At 52.5% G+C, this 13,881-nt stretch carries 14 protein-coding genes and 1 riboswitch; of the genes, 9 read left to right on the top strand and 5 right to left on the bottom strand.

Annotated features, from left to right (window positions below; translation table 11 throughout):
- Window positions 1-45 precede the first annotated feature (45 nt).
- Window positions 46-570, top strand: coding sequence for an AAA family ATPase (locus BM040_RS13150; protein WP_092102135.1), 525 nt, complete (start codon window positions 46-48; stop codon window positions 568-570).
- A 10-nt stretch (window positions 571-580) separates the two neighbouring features.
- On the top strand, window positions 581-1,456 hold the full coding sequence (locus BM040_RS13145) for an aldose 1-epimerase family protein (RefSeq protein WP_092102132.1): 876 nt from the start codon (window positions 581-583) through the stop codon (window positions 1,454-1,456).
- Window positions 1,457-1,848: 392 nt separating this feature from the next.
- Here the strand turns inward: BM040_RS13145 and BM040_RS13140 are convergent, their stop codons facing one another.
- On the bottom strand, window positions 1,849-2,094 hold the full coding sequence (locus BM040_RS13140) for a hypothetical protein (RefSeq protein WP_245756214.1): 246 nt from the start codon (window positions 2,092-2,094) through the stop codon (window positions 1,849-1,851).
- Window positions 2,095-2,324: 230 nt separating this feature from the next.
- Window positions 2,325-2,421, top strand: a riboswitch (TPP riboswitch).
- Window positions 2,422-2,483: 62 nt separating this feature from the next.
- Here BM040_RS13140 and BM040_RS13135 point away from each other — a divergent pair.
- The 4 genes from BM040_RS13135 to BM040_RS13120 all read left to right on the top strand — a co-directional run bounded on the left by BM040_RS13135 (window position 2,484) and on the right by BM040_RS13120 (window position 8,021).
- Window positions 2,484-4,901 carry a TonB-dependent receptor gene (locus BM040_RS13135; RefSeq protein ID WP_092102127.1) on the top strand — a complete coding sequence of 806 codons (2,418 nt, stop codon included), beginning with the start codon at window positions 2,484-2,486 and terminating at the stop codon, window positions 4,899-4,901.
- 442 nt (window positions 4,902-5,343) lie between these two features.
- Entirely contained in the window at window positions 5,344-6,522 is a 1,179-nt protein-coding gene (locus BM040_RS13130; RefSeq protein WP_092102124.1) for an acyl-CoA dehydrogenase family protein, read from the top strand.
- A 348-nt stretch (window positions 6,523-6,870) separates the two neighbouring features.
- Window positions 6,871-7,410 (top strand): RNA polymerase sigma factor, encoded by a 540-nt coding sequence (locus tag BM040_RS13125; protein ID WP_092102121.1) that lies wholly within the window; start codon window positions 6,871-6,873, stop codon window positions 7,408-7,410.
- Window positions 7,407-8,021 (top strand): hypothetical protein, encoded by a 615-nt coding sequence (locus BM040_RS13120; RefSeq protein ID WP_092102118.1) that lies wholly within the window; start codon window positions 7,407-7,409, stop codon window positions 8,019-8,021. The genes BM040_RS13125 and BM040_RS13120 overlap by 4 nt, the downstream gene beginning before the upstream one ends.
- A gap of 5 nt (window positions 8,022-8,026) precedes the next feature.
- Here BM040_RS13120 and BM040_RS13115 read toward each other — a convergent pair whose 3' ends face one another.
- Window positions 8,027-8,533 carry a phospholipase D-like domain-containing protein gene (locus BM040_RS13115; protein ID WP_092102115.1) on the bottom strand — a complete coding sequence of 169 codons (507 nt, stop codon included), beginning with the start codon at window positions 8,531-8,533 and terminating at the stop codon, window positions 8,027-8,029.
- 215 nt (window positions 8,534-8,748) lie between these two features.
- On the opposite strand from BM040_RS13115, the gene ruvB reads away from it, so the two are divergent.
- A complete protein-coding gene (gene ruvB / locus BM040_RS13110; RefSeq protein ID WP_092102112.1) occupies window positions 8,749-9,792 on the top strand; it encodes a Holliday junction branch migration DNA helicase RuvB in 1,044 nt (347 codons plus the stop codon).
- Window positions 9,793-10,054: 262 nt separating this feature from the next.
- On the opposite strand, the gene BM040_RS13105 is transcribed toward ruvB, so the two are convergent.
- Both BM040_RS13105 and BM040_RS13100 read right to left on the bottom strand, forming a co-directional pair.
- Window positions 10,055-10,447, bottom strand: coding sequence for a hypothetical protein (locus tag BM040_RS13105; RefSeq protein WP_092102109.1), 393 nt, complete (start codon window positions 10,445-10,447; stop codon window positions 10,055-10,057).
- 4 nt (window positions 10,448-10,451) lie between these two features.
- Window positions 10,452-10,742 carry a hypothetical protein gene (locus BM040_RS13100; RefSeq protein WP_092102106.1) on the bottom strand — a complete coding sequence of 97 codons (291 nt, stop codon included), beginning with the start codon at window positions 10,740-10,742 and terminating at the stop codon, window positions 10,452-10,454.
- Window positions 10,743-10,966: 224 nt separating this feature from the next.
- Between BM040_RS13100 and queG the strand changes: the two genes are divergently transcribed.
- Window positions 10,967-11,911, top strand: coding sequence for a tRNA epoxyqueuosine(34) reductase QueG (gene queG, locus BM040_RS13095; RefSeq protein WP_092102103.1), 945 nt, complete (start codon window positions 10,967-10,969; stop codon window positions 11,909-11,911).
- Window positions 11,912-11,914: 3 nt separating this feature from the next.
- Here queG and BM040_RS13090 read toward each other — a convergent pair whose 3' ends face one another.
- A complete protein-coding gene (locus BM040_RS13090) occupies window positions 11,915-12,106 on the bottom strand; it encodes a hypothetical protein (protein ID WP_092102100.1) in 192 nt (63 codons plus the stop codon).
- Between the two features lie 331 nt (window positions 12,107-12,437).
- Here BM040_RS13090 and BM040_RS13085 point away from each other — a divergent pair, with 331 nt between their 5' ends.
- On the top strand, window positions 12,438-13,880 hold the full coding sequence (locus BM040_RS13085; protein WP_092102097.1) for a BatD family protein: 1,443 nt from the start codon (window positions 12,438-12,440) through the stop codon (window positions 13,878-13,880).
- The last annotated feature ends 1 nt before the right edge of the window (window position 13,881 follow it).

Raw genomic sequence — 13,881 nt, 5'->3', positions numbered from 1 at the left:
CAGGCCATACCTCCGCACCTCATTATTTTTCCCGACCTTTGCCCCATGATCAAGATCGCCATTACCGGACCGGAGTCTACGGGCAAGTCTACGCTGGCCGGGCAGCTGGCGGCGCGGTACAATACCGTGTGGGTGCCCGAGTATGCCCGCACCTACGTTGGCAACCTGGGCCGGCCCTATACTTTGGAGGATATCGAAAACATTGCCCGCGGGCAGCTGGCCCTGGAGCGCGAGCTGCAGGAGCAAGCCAATACTATACTTTTCGCCGATACCGACATGCTGGTGCTTAAGATCTGGAGCGAGCACGCCTTTGGCCACTGCCCCGCCTGGATACTGGAAGAACTGCAGCAGCAAAAGTATAACCTTAGCCTGCTAATGGGCGTTGATTTGCCCTGGGAGCCCGATCCGCAGCGCGAACACCCGCACCTGCGCCAGTTCTTCTACGACTGGTACAAGCGGGAGCTGGAGGCGCTGCAAACGCCCTTCGTGGAGATAAGCGGGCAACATCAGGAGCGCCTGCAACAGGCCACGCAGCACGTGGAACAGCTCCTGCAACAACATCAACGTTAAACAAAAGAACATGCTATACTTCCTCGAGAACGATAACTATAAGGTGGGTATCGACACGCTGGGCGCCGAACTGCACCACTTTATCAAGAAAGACGATAACCTGGAGTTTATCTGGCAGGCCGACCCGCAGGTATGGACGGGCCATGCGCCTAACCTCTTCCCGATTGTGGGTGAGCTGCCGGGGCAGCAGTATACTTTCGAAGGGCAGCAGTATGATATGAAGCGCCACGGCTTTGCCCGCCGCAAGGAGTTTGAAGTGGTGGAGGAGCAGCACGACAAACTCGTTTTCCAGCTGACGGAGGATGAAGAGACGCTGCAGCAGTACCCCTTTGAGTTTAGGCTGCTGGTGGCCTATACATTGGAGTGGAACAAACTCTCGGTTACCTACCACGTGGCCAATACCGGCGGTCAGGCTTTATACTTCTCCATTGGTGCTCATCCGGGCTTTAACGTGCCCCTTTACCCCAACGAAAAGTATGAGGACTACTTCATTGAGTTTGAAAAGGAGGAAACGCTGCACCGCTACCTGCTAAGCGAGGACGGCCTGCAGAACGGCGACACAGAATCCGTCATGGAGCAGGAACGCGTGTTGCCGCTGAAAAGCAGTTACTTCTACAAAGATGCGCTGGTGTTTAAGGAAGTGCAGTCGGAGAAGGTGGTGCTGGGCAGCCACAAGAACCCGCGCCGCGTGGAGATGGAGTTTGAAGGCTTCCCGTACCTGGGTATCTGGGGCAAGCCGGAATACCCGCGCTACGTGTGCATCGAGCCCTGGTGCGGCATAGCCGGCAGGGTAGGTGAGAGCGGCGACATCACCGAGAAGGAAGGCATCAATCAGTTAGCTCCAGAACAGAGCTTCGCCCGCACCTATACCATCACGGTGCTGTAGGGTTGTTAGTTATTCGTTATTAGATTCTTGGTGCTTAACTGCCTCACCTGTCATGAGGGGGCGGGGTACGGTGCCGTTTCATTCGCATCATTATGTCATCCTAAAAGGATCTTGGTAGCGTTTTGAACAGGTTTAACCTCCCTTCCACCAGGTTTCTTACAGAATGACAAAAAATTAAAAGCACTAAAAAAGAATGAAACGTTCCTAGGTCAGGCAACTTCCAAACCTTCTAACTCCCCAACTCCTCAACTCCTCAACTCCCCAACTCCTCAACTCTCTAACTCCTCAACTCTCTAACTCCTCAACTCCCAAACTCCTGTAACTCCCAAACTCCCCAAGCAAAAAGCCCCGCCATGTGCTAAACGTGGCGGGGCTTTTTGCTTGCAGCGGACTCAGTGCAAGGATGGTTCCGGAAACTTCGGAACGTTTATCTTCCTGATGTCATACCTCGGCTCGAAGTCGTTTACAGGAAGCGAAATGCCTGGAGGAAGATCCAGGTCCGGCAGGTCATCACCTAAAGGCTCGCCTCCGTCATCGTCGTTGTCAGTAGATGGGGGGCGGTTGAATTTAGTACGTGGAGAAAAGGCATAATATGCCAGTATGGTTAACAGTGCTACTGTGTACAATATGCTGATCATCATCGCGGTTCACTTTTTATTTTTCAACTTCTGCTGATCTCTCTGCACAGCAAACGTCTTACTTATAAGCAGTAAAAACTATCGTGCCTCATTATGCTTTAGAACGTACTTTTGGGCTAAGTGGTTATCTGCCAGAGGCAAAATTTAGCAGGCAAGTAAAGCTTGTGTTATGGCGGGATAAAAGTATAAACTACCCATTTTTGGTTTAGATCAGAAAGAGCCGTACCTTTGCCTGTACTCAGGGGTGCCCCAATACAACGGGCTGAGATCATACCCATTGAACCTGATCCGGGTAATGCCGGCGAAGGGAGAGGTTCGGGAAACAATAGTGGCAGGATGCCTACCCCTGGCATGCCTGTATGTTTCACCATTTTTCTTTTTCCAATCAAATGAAAAGCTTTTTGATGGCATTGGCGGTAGCGCTATTGCCACTGCAACTGCTGGCGCAGCATGCCCTGAACGGGCGTGTAACAGATGCCGCCACAGGCAAAGGTCTGCCCGGTGCTACAGTAGTACTGGTAGAGTCTAACACGGCCACCGCCACCGGAAACGGCGGAGAGTTCTCTTTCCCAAGCCTTGCTGCCGGGGCTTATACGTTAAGAGTAACCTACATTGGCTACGAGCAGGGGCAAGCAAGTATAAACCTGCCGCAGAATGAGCCGGTGCAGGTGGCGCTGCGCCCGCAGGCCCTGCAAACCGGCGAGGTGGTGGTGTCGGCCACGCGGGCGAGCGAGAAAACAGGCACTACGTTTACCAACGTAACCAAGCAGGAGATTGCCGAGCGCAACTTTGGCCAGGACCTGCCTTACCTGCTCGAGCAGACGCCCTCGGTGGTGGTGACTTCTGATGCCGGCGCAGGCGTGGGCTACACGGGTATCCGTATCCGGGGCTCCGACATAACGCGCATTAACGTGACCGTGAACGGCATCCCGGTAAATGACTCCGAGAGCCACGGTACTTTCTTTGTGAACATGCCCGACCTGGCCTCTTCTATCGAGGACGTGCAGGTGCAGCGCGGCGTGGGTACTTCAACCAACGGCGCTGGCGCTTTCGGGGCAAGTATGAACATCCGTACCATCGGTGTGGACCGCGAAGCTTATGCCGAGGCCGTGAATTCCTTTGGCTCCTACAACACCTGGCGCCACTCGGTTTCCTTTGGCTCGGGCCTGCTCAACGATAAATTCACCATCGACGGGCGTTTGTCCAAAGTGTCCTCGGATGGCTACATCGACCGAGCTTTCTCCGACCTGAAATCCTACTACCTGGCGGCGGGTTATCATGGCAAAACGGGCATGCTCAAATTCGTGACCTTCTCGGGAAGGGAGAAAACCTACCAGGCCTGGGACGGCGTGCCGGAGGAGAAGCTGAAGACCGACCGCACCTACAACGGCTTTACCTACGAGAACGAGACGGATAACTACCAGCAGGACCACTACCAGCTGCACTACTCCAAAGACCTGCTGCCGCGCCTGAACCTGGGTGGTGCCTTCCACTTTACCCGCGGCCGCGGCTACTACGAGCAGTATAAGAACAACCAGAAGCTGGCCAACTACGGCATTGCGCCGGTCGTGCTGGGCGATACCACCATCAGCCGCTCCGACCTGATTCGCCAGAAGTGGCTCGACAACTATTTCTACGGCGCTACCTATGCCCTGAACTATACGGATGTGGCCGGTAAGCTGAACGCTACCTTGGGCGGCGCCTGGAACAAGTATGACGGCGACCACTTTGGCGAGGTAATCTGGGCCCGCTATGCTTCTGACAGCGAGCTGGGGCAGCGTTACTACTTCAACAAGGCCCTGAAGACGGACTTTAACATCTTTGCCAAGGTAAACTACCAGCTCACCGAGCGCCTGGGCGTGTTCGGAGACCTGCAGTACCGCACCATCGACTACAGCATAGACGGCGTGGACGATGATAACCGCGACGTGACGCAGGAGGTGGACTTCAGCTTCCTGAACCCGAAAGCTGGCGTTACCTTCCAGGTAGCCGAGGGGCAGACAGCCTACGCCTCCTATGCCGTGGGCAACCGCGAGCCTACCCGTTCCGATTTTACTGATAAGCCGCAGAACACGCAGGCAGGCGCCGCCAACCCGAAAGCCGAAACGCTGTATAACGTGGAGGCTGGTTATCGCCTGCGAGGCAATGCACAAGCCACGCGCTATACTTTGGATGCCAACCTCTACTACATGGACTACGACAACCAACTCGTGCTGACCGGGCAACTGAATGACGTAGGCTCGCCGCTGCGCACCAACATCAAAGACAGCTACCGTGCAGGCGTAGAACTGGCGGGTATGGTCAACTTTAACGATGTGTTGGAGCTGAGTTCCAACGTGACGTTCAGCCGAAACAAGATTCGCAACTACACCGAGCACCTGTATGTGTATGATGCCGACTACAACGTGGAGGATATCGTGGAAACCAACTACAAGGAGACAGACATCTCTTTCTCGCCGGCGGTGGTTTCGGCGCATAAGCTGGAGGTGCAGCCGGTAAGGGGCTTCCGGGCGGCTATACTTTACAAAACCGTAGGCAAGCAGTACCTCGACAACACGGCCTCGGATGCGCGTAAGATTGATGCCTACCAGGTGGCCGACCTGCGCCTGCGCTATACGTTCAAGCCCTCGTTTATGCGGGAAGTGGAGCTGGCACTGCTGGTAAATAACCTCTTTAACAAGGAATATGTGGCCAACGGCTATACCTGGAGCGAGCAGTACACCGGCGATAGCAACCGCTACGACTACAACTACTACTACCCGCAAGCCACCCGTAACTTCCTGCTTTCCCTGGGCGTGAAGTTTTAACTAAAAACCATACTTTCAGAGAAGGAGCCCTGCCAGTTCGGTGGGGCTTTTTCTTTGACTAGGATTTTTGAGATTGATGGATTCTCAGGATTAGACAGAGGACCTACCGCAAGTTTAGCGACAGCGTAACTTGTGGCTGTGCATGAGGCAAGTTTGCAACTTGCTTTGCTTTGAAAAAGCAAGGCTTGCATCATCCGTAGCTATGGAACGAGGGTTTATACTTTGACCTAAACTATACATCCTTCAACCTATACTTTTCTGCCCGCGCAGAAAACCAGTTACAAACCGGCATCAATCCAAACCACAAGTTACCGCTGCGCTCAAACCTGCGGTATAGCATGATAATCCAGTCAATCCTAAAATCCTGCAAATCCTGATACAGGTTATACTTAAAATTTTAACTTTGCATAATACCCTAACGCTTTAACCTTAAAACAAAACTATGGCTTACGAATCATCAGGAGCCCCTGATTACTATAACATTGACGACCTGCTGACGGAGGAGCACCTGCTCATCCGTCAGACCATGCGCGACTTCGTGAAGCGCGAGATTTCCCCTTACATTGAAAAGTGGGCGCAGGACGGGCACTTCCCGTCCGAGATTGTGAGGAAGTTCGGGGAAGTGGGCGCTTTCGGCCCGACCATCCCGACCGAGTATGGCGGCGGTGGCCTCGACTACATCAGCTACGGCATCATCATGCAGGAAATAGAGCGCGGCGACTCCGGCATGCGCTCTACGGCCTCGGTGCAGGGCTCGTTGGTGATGTACCCCATCTACAAGTATGGTTCCGAGGAGCAGCGCAAGAAATACCTGCCCAAGCTGGCTAGTGGCGAATGGCTCGGCTGCTTCGGCCTGACCGAACCCGACTTCGGTTCCAACCCGGGCGGCATGGTGACCAACATCAAGGACATGGGCGACCATTACCTGCTCAACGGCTCCAAAATGTGGATCTCCAACTCACCCGAATGCCAGGTGGCTGTGGTGTGGGCTAAAAACGAGGAAGGCCGCATCAAAGGTCTGATCGTGGAGCGCGGCATGGAAGGCTTTACAACGCCGGAAATCCACAATAAGTGGAGCCTGCGCGCCAGCTGCACCGGTGAGCTCGTGTTCGACAACGTGAAGGTGCCGAAAGAGAACCTGCTGCCAAACGTGGACGGCCTGCGCGGCCCGCTCGGCTGCCTCGACTCGGCCCGCTACGGAATCTCCTGGGGAGCCCTGGGTGCTGCCATCGATTGCTACGAGTCGGCCCGTAAGTATAGCATGGAGCGTATCCAGTTCGATAAGCCAATCGGTGGCTTCCAGCTCACGCAGAAGAAACTGGCTGAGATGCTGACTGAGATAACCAAGGCCCAGCTGATGGTATGGCGCCTGGGCACGCTGATGAACGATGGCAAAGCCACCACGCAGCAGATCTCCATGGCCAAGCGCAACAGCGTGGACATGGCCCTGCACATCGCCCGCGAGGCACGTCAGATCCACGGCGGCATGGGCATCACCGGCGAGTATCCTATCATGCGCCACATGATGAACCTCGAATCCGTGATTACCTACGAAGGCACCCACGACATCCACCTGCTGATCACAGGCGCGGATATCACCGGTATTCCAGCGTTTAAGTAGAATCCCTCCTAACCCTCCCTAAAAACAGGGGAGGGCTATTAAGTATAAAAAGGCAGCCGCGGGAGTGGCTGCCTTTTTTATTTTAGTAGTCCTTGCGGTGTTCGCAGCTCCCGCGAGCGTCTTGCCAACTGCAGACACATATCTGTTTCAAAATATTTTGGCGCAGGCTGTAATAAATGGTAATATCCCTGCTCTAAAGTATACACTGACTCCGGAACCAGCCATCACCCTTAACAAACTTAGACATGAAACTGGAATACTACGAACTCAAGCCGCTGCCAGGCGTGCAGCAAAGTATAATTGCGTCGGCGTATACTCTTCCGCAAGGGCAACTTAAGGGTTTTGTTGATGCCTGATAAGGAAAAATTCTTCGAGCAGATTGTACGGGAGAACCGTGATAAGCTATACCGGATCTGCCGTGCCTGCCTGGCCGACCCTGACGATGCCAAAGACCTCTACCAGGAGGTGCTGGTGAAAGTATGGCTGCACCTACATACTTTCCGTGGCGAAGCGAAGCTAAGTACTTGGCTCTACCGCATTGCCTTAAACACGGCTATACTTTACCGGAAGCAGCAGAACAAGCATACACCATTGCTGCCGCAACACATAAGCGAACTTCCCGATGCCTCTGCTGAAACTGCTCATAAACAGGAGCAGGAGGTGTTGTTACAGAAGTTGCACTACTGCATCAGTTGCCTCGAGAAACAGGACCGGCTCATTATTTCGCTGGTACTGGAAGAGGTTTCTTACAAAGAAATTGCAGAGGTGTTAGGACTGACGGTGAGCCATGTGGGGGTGAAGATAAACCGCGTCAAACAGAAGCTAGCCTTGCTCATGGAGCAGCAGGCAGGTGCTGAAATAGAACTTGACAAAGCTGACAAAAGATGAACTTCGAGGAAATACAAAAGAACTGGCAAACGCAGCAGGCGCCTGCTGCCGAAGCAAAAGCAGGAGGAGCAACTGCAGAATCAGATTTACTAGTGCGTGTAAAAGTGCTGCAGCGGAAAGTAATGCGTACTAACCTATTGGTGGCTATAGTAATAAGCTTGACAGCTGTTGCCTTTGTTTTTATACTTCGCCCATTGCTAAACCCTAACACAATTTGGTATGATGTGGGCATGGGACTTACCCTCGGCGCTGCTTTTGCCTTGGGGCTGCTTCATTGGTTTAAGTCAATGCCATGGAAAAAACAGGTTAACCTTAGCAGTAAAGCATACGTGGAGCAGGTACTAAAGAAACTCCATTATCTGAATACAGCTAATCAGAGGCTAACGCCATTTTTTATGGTGGCTATACTTGCGGGTATCAACCTGATATACTTCGACATATTCTGGAATGAAAACATTAAACTGCGCCTGGTAATGCATATCATGCTGAATGCTTTTATGATTTCAGTAGGGGCAATATCGCTGTATTACTCCAAGCGCCACAACGACCAGTCATACGAGCCGATTATACAGGAGCTTGAGGAGCTGCAGCAAAAGCTGGAGGAAGTATAAAGAACCTACTCTTCCTCCTCCCCATACCTGTCTTTATACTTTTTGCCCGGCACGTACGTCATCATACTTTCCCAGAGGCGGTCGAATTCGCGGCTGTAGTCCTGCACGATGGTGAAGTTATCGGTGACGAGGATGTTCTCGTGGTTGTGCAGGGCGGCGCTGCGAGTCCAGTTGTAGCTGCCGGTCAGTACGCGGGCCTCGTCGAAGATGGCGAACTTGTGATGCATGTGGCTGCGCGTTTTGTCGATGCGCACGTTCAGCCCCTTTACGGCCAGCTCCCGGATGTCTGAGCCTGTGTCGTGCAGTTTCTGGTTATCGGTGATGATTTTTATACTTATGCCACGGTGGTAAGCCCGCAGAATAGCCTCCGTAATGCGGTCGTCGCTGATGGTGAACACGCAGATCTTTATCGTCTTTTCCGCCTCGTCCATGGCGCTGATGATGGCGTTTAAACAATCGTCGCCGGGGCTGAAGAAAGCGTGGCTGGTAATTTTCTGATGACTTTGGTGCATGCGATGCTTAACTTAGGGCACCGAAAGGTACATTCCCGGTACGAGTTTAAGTAGGAATCAGATGTTTTGCTAATGAGGTTAGATTTACACTTTGATAGTATAAAATATTTAGCAAAAATGCGTAAATTAGTAGGCAGAAATGGAGCCAATTACACAGGCTGGCTGTTAGGATAAGGTGCTGCAAATAAGCCTGTATTTAAAGTATAAAGTATAACATGAGGGAAGATTATCTCACTGGCGGAAATGACTACATGACGCCAGCCGAACGCGATATAGACAAGGCGCTCCGCCCGCTCAGCTTTGCCGACTTTACCGGCCAGGCCAAAGTGGTGGAGAACCTGAAGATATTTGTGCAGGCGGCCAAGCGCCGTGGCGAGGCCCTGGACCACGTGCTGCTGCACGGACCTCCGGGCCTGGGGAAAACCACGCTCTCGCACATCATTGCCTCAGAGCTAGACGCAGGTATAAAAATGACTTCCGGCCCGGTGCTGGATAAACCAAGCGATTTGGCGGGCTTGCTGACGAACCTGGATGCGAACGATGTGCTTTTCATCGACGAGATCCACCGCCTCAACCCGATTGTGGAGGAGTACTTGTACTCAGCCATGGAAGACTACAAAATCGACATCATGCTCGACTCTGGTCCGAACGCGCGCTCTGTGCAGATTAGCCTGAACCCGTTCACGCTGATTGGCGCCACCACGCGTTCCGGTTTGCTCACGGCGCCGCTGCGTGCCCGTTTCAGCATTAACTCGCGCCTGGAGTACTACGATGCCGAGCTGCTTACTTCTATTGTGAAGCGTTCGTCGGCTTTGCTGGGTGCGCCGATACATGCCGATGCCGCCTTCGAGATTGCCCGCCGCAGCCGCGGTACGCCGCGTATTGCCAACAACCTGCTGCGCCGTACCCGCGACTTTGCCCAGGTAAAAGGCGACGGCACCATTGATGTGGAGATAGCGCGCTTTGCACTTGCTGCCCTGGACGTGGACCATAACGGCCTCGACGACATGGACAAGCGCATCCTTTCCTGCATCATCGACAAGTATAAAGGCGGCCCGGTGGGCATTTCCACCATCGCGACGGCCTGCGGCGAGGAAGCCGAGACCATCGAGGAAGTATACGAGCCGTTCCTGATCCAGGAAGGCTACATCAAGCGTACCGCCCGCGGCCGTGAGGCAACCGAGGCAGCCTACAGGCACCTGGGTAAAGTTCCGCCGCAACAGGTGGTATCAGGCGGGCTGTTCGACCAGGCGGAGTAATAACTGTTTGTGATATAAGGGAAAAAGCAGGCTGTATGGCCTGCTTTTTTTGTTTTCACTAACGCTGTCTACAATTCTTTCTGTAGCTCGGCTTCTGTTTTTGGCACAAGTCTCTCAGGAGAAGCCAGAAGTAGTACTTTACGGGACTTTCGCTGTTTCCATCAATTGGGACTAGGATTTGTAAAGCCAAAGTTAGCTTCCTCTAGATGTTCAGAGTATGTATGTTCTATACTACCTTAGGCCTATACGGACAAGCTTCGGCTTAGTCTGCATAAGTAACTTGTGCATCTACACCGAACTCACTTAGTTTCCCTCCCTTGATGTTGTAGTTAGCCTGTACCTGCCCAAAATTCAATCGTATCTGTAACGGCACATTAAACTCCTTAGAACTAGTCAGTCCTGACTCCAGAATCTCACCAACTTTGCGGGAGTTAATCTGGATACGCCCTATCTTTCCCCTAGCTTTAAGCAAGTCTTCACAATCTGCATAGTCATTTAAGGCCTTCTGAGAGTCTTTCAGATTATCCGACAGGTTAATGTGCAAATACACCACTTTCTTTTCCGAAACATACTCCCAATTAAAGTGGCTACCATACATACTTAGCGTGGAATAGCCAGGCAAAATAAAGTGAACTCTTTCTTTTTTCTTCAGCATATCATTATTGCATCTCCTTTACGAGTTGATTGAGTCGGTCACGCTTCTGTGTGTCCAGCATATAAGCCTGCAGCAGGTAATAGAGGTTAAACTCGTCTTTGCCCCCTCCAACCGAGCCGCCTGTCAATCGTAGCGCATCTACCAATAAAGCGACAGCTGCATTAACCGTAATCAGAGAGAAGTTTTCTGGCTTATAGCCTGACAGCTCCTTTGTTTGCTTAGGGAGGTCTACGCCAATAGTTTTAGCGAACGCTACGAGTTTGGCATGTCGTTCTTGGGGTGTTAAATCTTTCATTTTGATTAAGTTAGTTTAAAACAAACATAATCAAATCTATAAGATGATAGCAAGTAAGGTAACCCACAGTTTTCCCGTGAGTTATCCACACATATTACATATTGTAGCTTACAGTGGCTTCACTTCCTTGCTGTAGCAAATAATTGCTAACCGGACCTTTTTCTCCCTAACTTTGTTCTTCAGAAAGTATAGCCGTCAAGTATAAAGCGGCTGCCAAGTATAAATTGAGCAAAGAGAAGTATACATACCTGATTAAGCAGAAGGCCAGTGAGCTGGGCTTTATGTACTGCGGCATTTCCAAGGCGGATTTTCTGGAGGAGGAGGCGCCGCGGCTGGAGCGCTGGCTTAACCAGCACATGCATGGGCAGATGCACTACATGGAGAACCACTTCGACAAGCGCCTGGACCCGCGCCTGCTCGTGGAGGGGGCCAAGTCGGTGGTGTCGCTGCTGCTCAATTATTACCCCAGCCAGGAAGACCAGCAGCCGGAGGAGGATACCTACAAAATCTCGAAGTACGCCTACGGCACCGATTACCACTTTGTCATCAAAGACAAGCTCAAAACGCTGCTCAGCTACATCAACGAGGAAATAGGGGAGGTGGGCGGCCGCTGCTTCGTAGACTCGGCGCCGGTGCTGGACAAGGCCTGGGCTAAAAAGAGCGGTCTGGGCTGGGTCGGTAAAAACTCCAACCTCATAACGCCGCAAGTGGGCAGCTTTTACTTCATCGCAGAGCTCATCATCGACCTGGAACTGGAATACGACGGGCCCATTAAAGACTACTGCGGCTCCTGCACCCGCTGCCTCGACGCCTGCCCGACCAACGCCATCGTGGAGCCCTACGTGGTGGACGGTAGCAAATGCATCTCCTACTTTACCATCGAGCTGAAAGACCAGCTGCCGCAGGAAATGAACGGGAAATTCGGGAATTGGGTCTTCGGCTGTGACATCTGCCAGGATGTATGTCCCTGGAACCGCTTCAGTAAACCACATAGCGAGCCCGCCTTTGCGCCGCACCCCCAGCTAAAGGAGCTGAAGGCGAGCGATTGGCAGGAGTTGACACACGAAGTGTTCTCGCAGCTGTTTAAAAAATCAGCCGTTAAGCGCACCGGTTACAACGGCCTGGTGCGCAACATCCGCTTTGTGCACGGCAACCCGGAAGAGGAGTAGTTTTTAGCTTTGGTGCTTTAGAAAAACACGGTTAAGGATGATCAGGTAAACACCTGAGAACTGGTCGTAGCACCATTGTTTTAGTTGCTCAATTTCCTCTTTCACGAGTACTCTGAACGCCTTGCGCAGTTCTTTTTCAAACAACATCTTATCGAAGCTAACCTTCACTAAGATTGTTTTCACATATTCCAGCATTTCGGTATTATAGTAAGCTATTTTCTGGTTTGGGATTATATACGGGCCAGCTTTTCGTAAGGCTGGGATGTCACGTTATATTTATACTTTATATAGTTAACGAACCGTAATTTGTTGTAAAAGTATAACCATGTGGGGTATCCGTGTATAGAGGGAAAATCAGGCAAAAGCGCCTTCATACTTTTGCCACAAGCCGCTGCGTTAGCTAACACAGGACCCGGCTTCTTGCTACACTGGGAGAGGCTTTACATACGAAACGTGCCTGCTAGCGAAAAAGTATTAAATTTGCTTTTATACCTCAGACCAAGTCCGTTGCAAAGCGGCCCCAAACATGCGAGTTGTAGTACTTACCCTTTTTCTTTGGCTCATGATGCTCGTGCCCGCGCTGGCGCAGCAGCTTGCTATTGAGTTGGGTAAGAGCCCGCTGCCGCTAAATCAATACTATACCATTTCGGTGAGGCTGCACAACCAGCAGTTGCAGGGCAATACCACCTTCCCTGAAATAGAAGGATTCAAGAAAAGCAACCGCTATTCCTCCACCAAAACCATCATCACGGGCGGCAACACCACCACGATATTGACCATTACCCAGAACTACGCCGCCCTGGAAGAAGGCACCTATACATTAAAGCCTTTCACGATGAAGGTGAACGGACAGACGCTGCAGTCGGAGGGGATGGAGATAACCGTGACGGAGATGCAGGCCGACGTGCCGCAGAATGCCAACCTGCCTCCTGATTTGATTGTGCCGGAAGAGGAGCAGCCACAGCCCGAGCAGGAGGCCGAGTTTGTGGACAAGGACGATAACGCCTTCCTGACCATTTATACGGACAAGGATGAAGTGTTTGTGGGGGAGGGCGTGAACGTGATACTATACTTTTACCTGGCCGAGCAGGATCAGCGCCTGCTGGACTTCCACGACTTTGCCAACCAGATGAACGGCATCCTGCGGCAACTCAAGCAGGCGCATGTGTGGGAGGAGACGTTTGACTTCACGGAGATTACCCCGGAGCACGTCACAGTGCGAGGGGAGCCCTACCTGCGCTTCAGGCTTTACGAGGCCGTGCTTTACCCGATTACGCCCAAGCCACTGGTTTTTCCGCAGCTCCGGCTCGAGATGATAAAGTATAAAGTGGCCAAGCATCCATCCCTGCTCACCCAGGACAGGCAGGAGGGCTACAAGACCTTCTTCTCCCGGCCGCGCGAGGTGCAGGTAAAAGAGCTGCCGCCACACCCGCTGCGCGACGTGGTGCCCGTGGGCGATTACCGCCTCAAAGAGCAACTCTCGCAGGAGGTGGTGCCGGTGGGTAAAACCTTCCGCTATATATTTCAGGTGGAGGGAACGGGCAATTTAACCGCCATCATGCCGCCATCGCCGGAGACGCCTTCCGGGCTCGACTTCTTCCCGCCCGATGTGCAGCAGGATATCACCCGGCGGGCAGGCACCGTGATGGGAACCAAGCGTTTCCTGTTCACGCTTATTGGCCGCGAGGCGGGTAACTACGACATGGGCCGCAAAATGGAGTGGGTATACTTTAACCCCACCGCCGCCGCCTACGATACCTTGCGCCCCACCCTTAAAGTACAGATTACGGGTGCCCCCGATACCGATGCGCTGGTTATGTCGCGCGACCTGGGGGTTTTTTATAACATCATCCAAAACGAGGACAACACCTTGGTAAGCGTGCATCTGGCCAACCAGATAAAGCGCTACACCAACATCATCCTGCTGGTGCTGCTGGCGGTGTCGGCCTTCATTTTCATAAAACGATAAC

Origin of the sequence: Pontibacter chinhatensis, from assembly GCF_900113285.1 — a bacterium.
GTDB classification, from domain to species: Bacteria; Bacteroidota; Bacteroidia; order Cytophagales; family Hymenobacteraceae; genus Pontibacter; species Pontibacter chinhatensis.
The sequence above is the reverse complement of the archived record's forward strand: the minus strand, read 5'-3'. Positions and strand labels throughout refer to the sequence as shown.

What these genes read in the sequence shown, in the direction of transcription:
- BM040_RS13150 (WP_092102135.1), top strand. Translation starts at nt 46, where the DNA reads ATGATCAAGATCGCCATTACCGGACCGGAGTCTACGGGCAAGTCTACG.
- BM040_RS13145 (WP_092102132.1), top strand. Translation starts at nt 581, where the DNA reads ATGCTATACTTCCTCGAGAACGATAACTATAAGGTGGGTATCGACACG.
- BM040_RS13140 (WP_245756214.1), bottom strand. Translation starts at nt 2,094, where the DNA reads ATGATCAGCATATTGTACACAGTAGCACTGTTAACCATACTGGCATAT.
- BM040_RS13135 (WP_092102127.1), top strand. Translation starts at nt 2,484, where the DNA reads ATGAAAAGCTTTTTGATGGCATTGGCGGTAGCGCTATTGCCACTGCAA.
- BM040_RS13130 (WP_092102124.1), top strand. Translation starts at nt 5,344, where the DNA reads ATGGCTTACGAATCATCAGGAGCCCCTGATTACTATAACATTGACGAC.
- BM040_RS13125 (WP_092102121.1), top strand. Translation starts at nt 6,871, where the DNA reads ATGCCTGATAAGGAAAAATTCTTCGAGCAGATTGTACGGGAGAACCGT.
- BM040_RS13120 (WP_092102118.1), top strand. Translation starts at nt 7,407, where the DNA reads ATGAACTTCGAGGAAATACAAAAGAACTGGCAAACGCAGCAGGCGCCT.
- BM040_RS13115 (WP_092102115.1), bottom strand. Translation starts at nt 8,533, where the DNA reads ATGCACCAAAGTCATCAGAAAATTACCAGCCACGCTTTCTTCAGCCCC.
- ruvB (WP_092102112.1), top strand. Translation starts at nt 8,749, where the DNA reads ATGAGGGAAGATTATCTCACTGGCGGAAATGACTACATGACGCCAGCC.
- BM040_RS13105 (WP_092102109.1), bottom strand. Translation starts at nt 10,447, where the DNA reads ATGCTGAAGAAAAAAGAAAGAGTTCACTTTATTTTGCCTGGCTATTCC.
- BM040_RS13100 (WP_092102106.1), bottom strand. Translation starts at nt 10,742, where the DNA reads ATGAAAGATTTAACACCCCAAGAACGACATGCCAAACTCGTAGCGTTC.
- BM040_RS13090 (WP_092102100.1), bottom strand. Translation starts at nt 12,106, where the DNA reads ATGCTGGAATATGTGAAAACAATCTTAGTGAAGGTTAGCTTCGATAAG.
- BM040_RS13085 (WP_092102097.1), top strand. Translation starts at nt 12,438, where the DNA reads ATGCGAGTTGTAGTACTTACCCTTTTTCTTTGGCTCATGATGCTCGTG.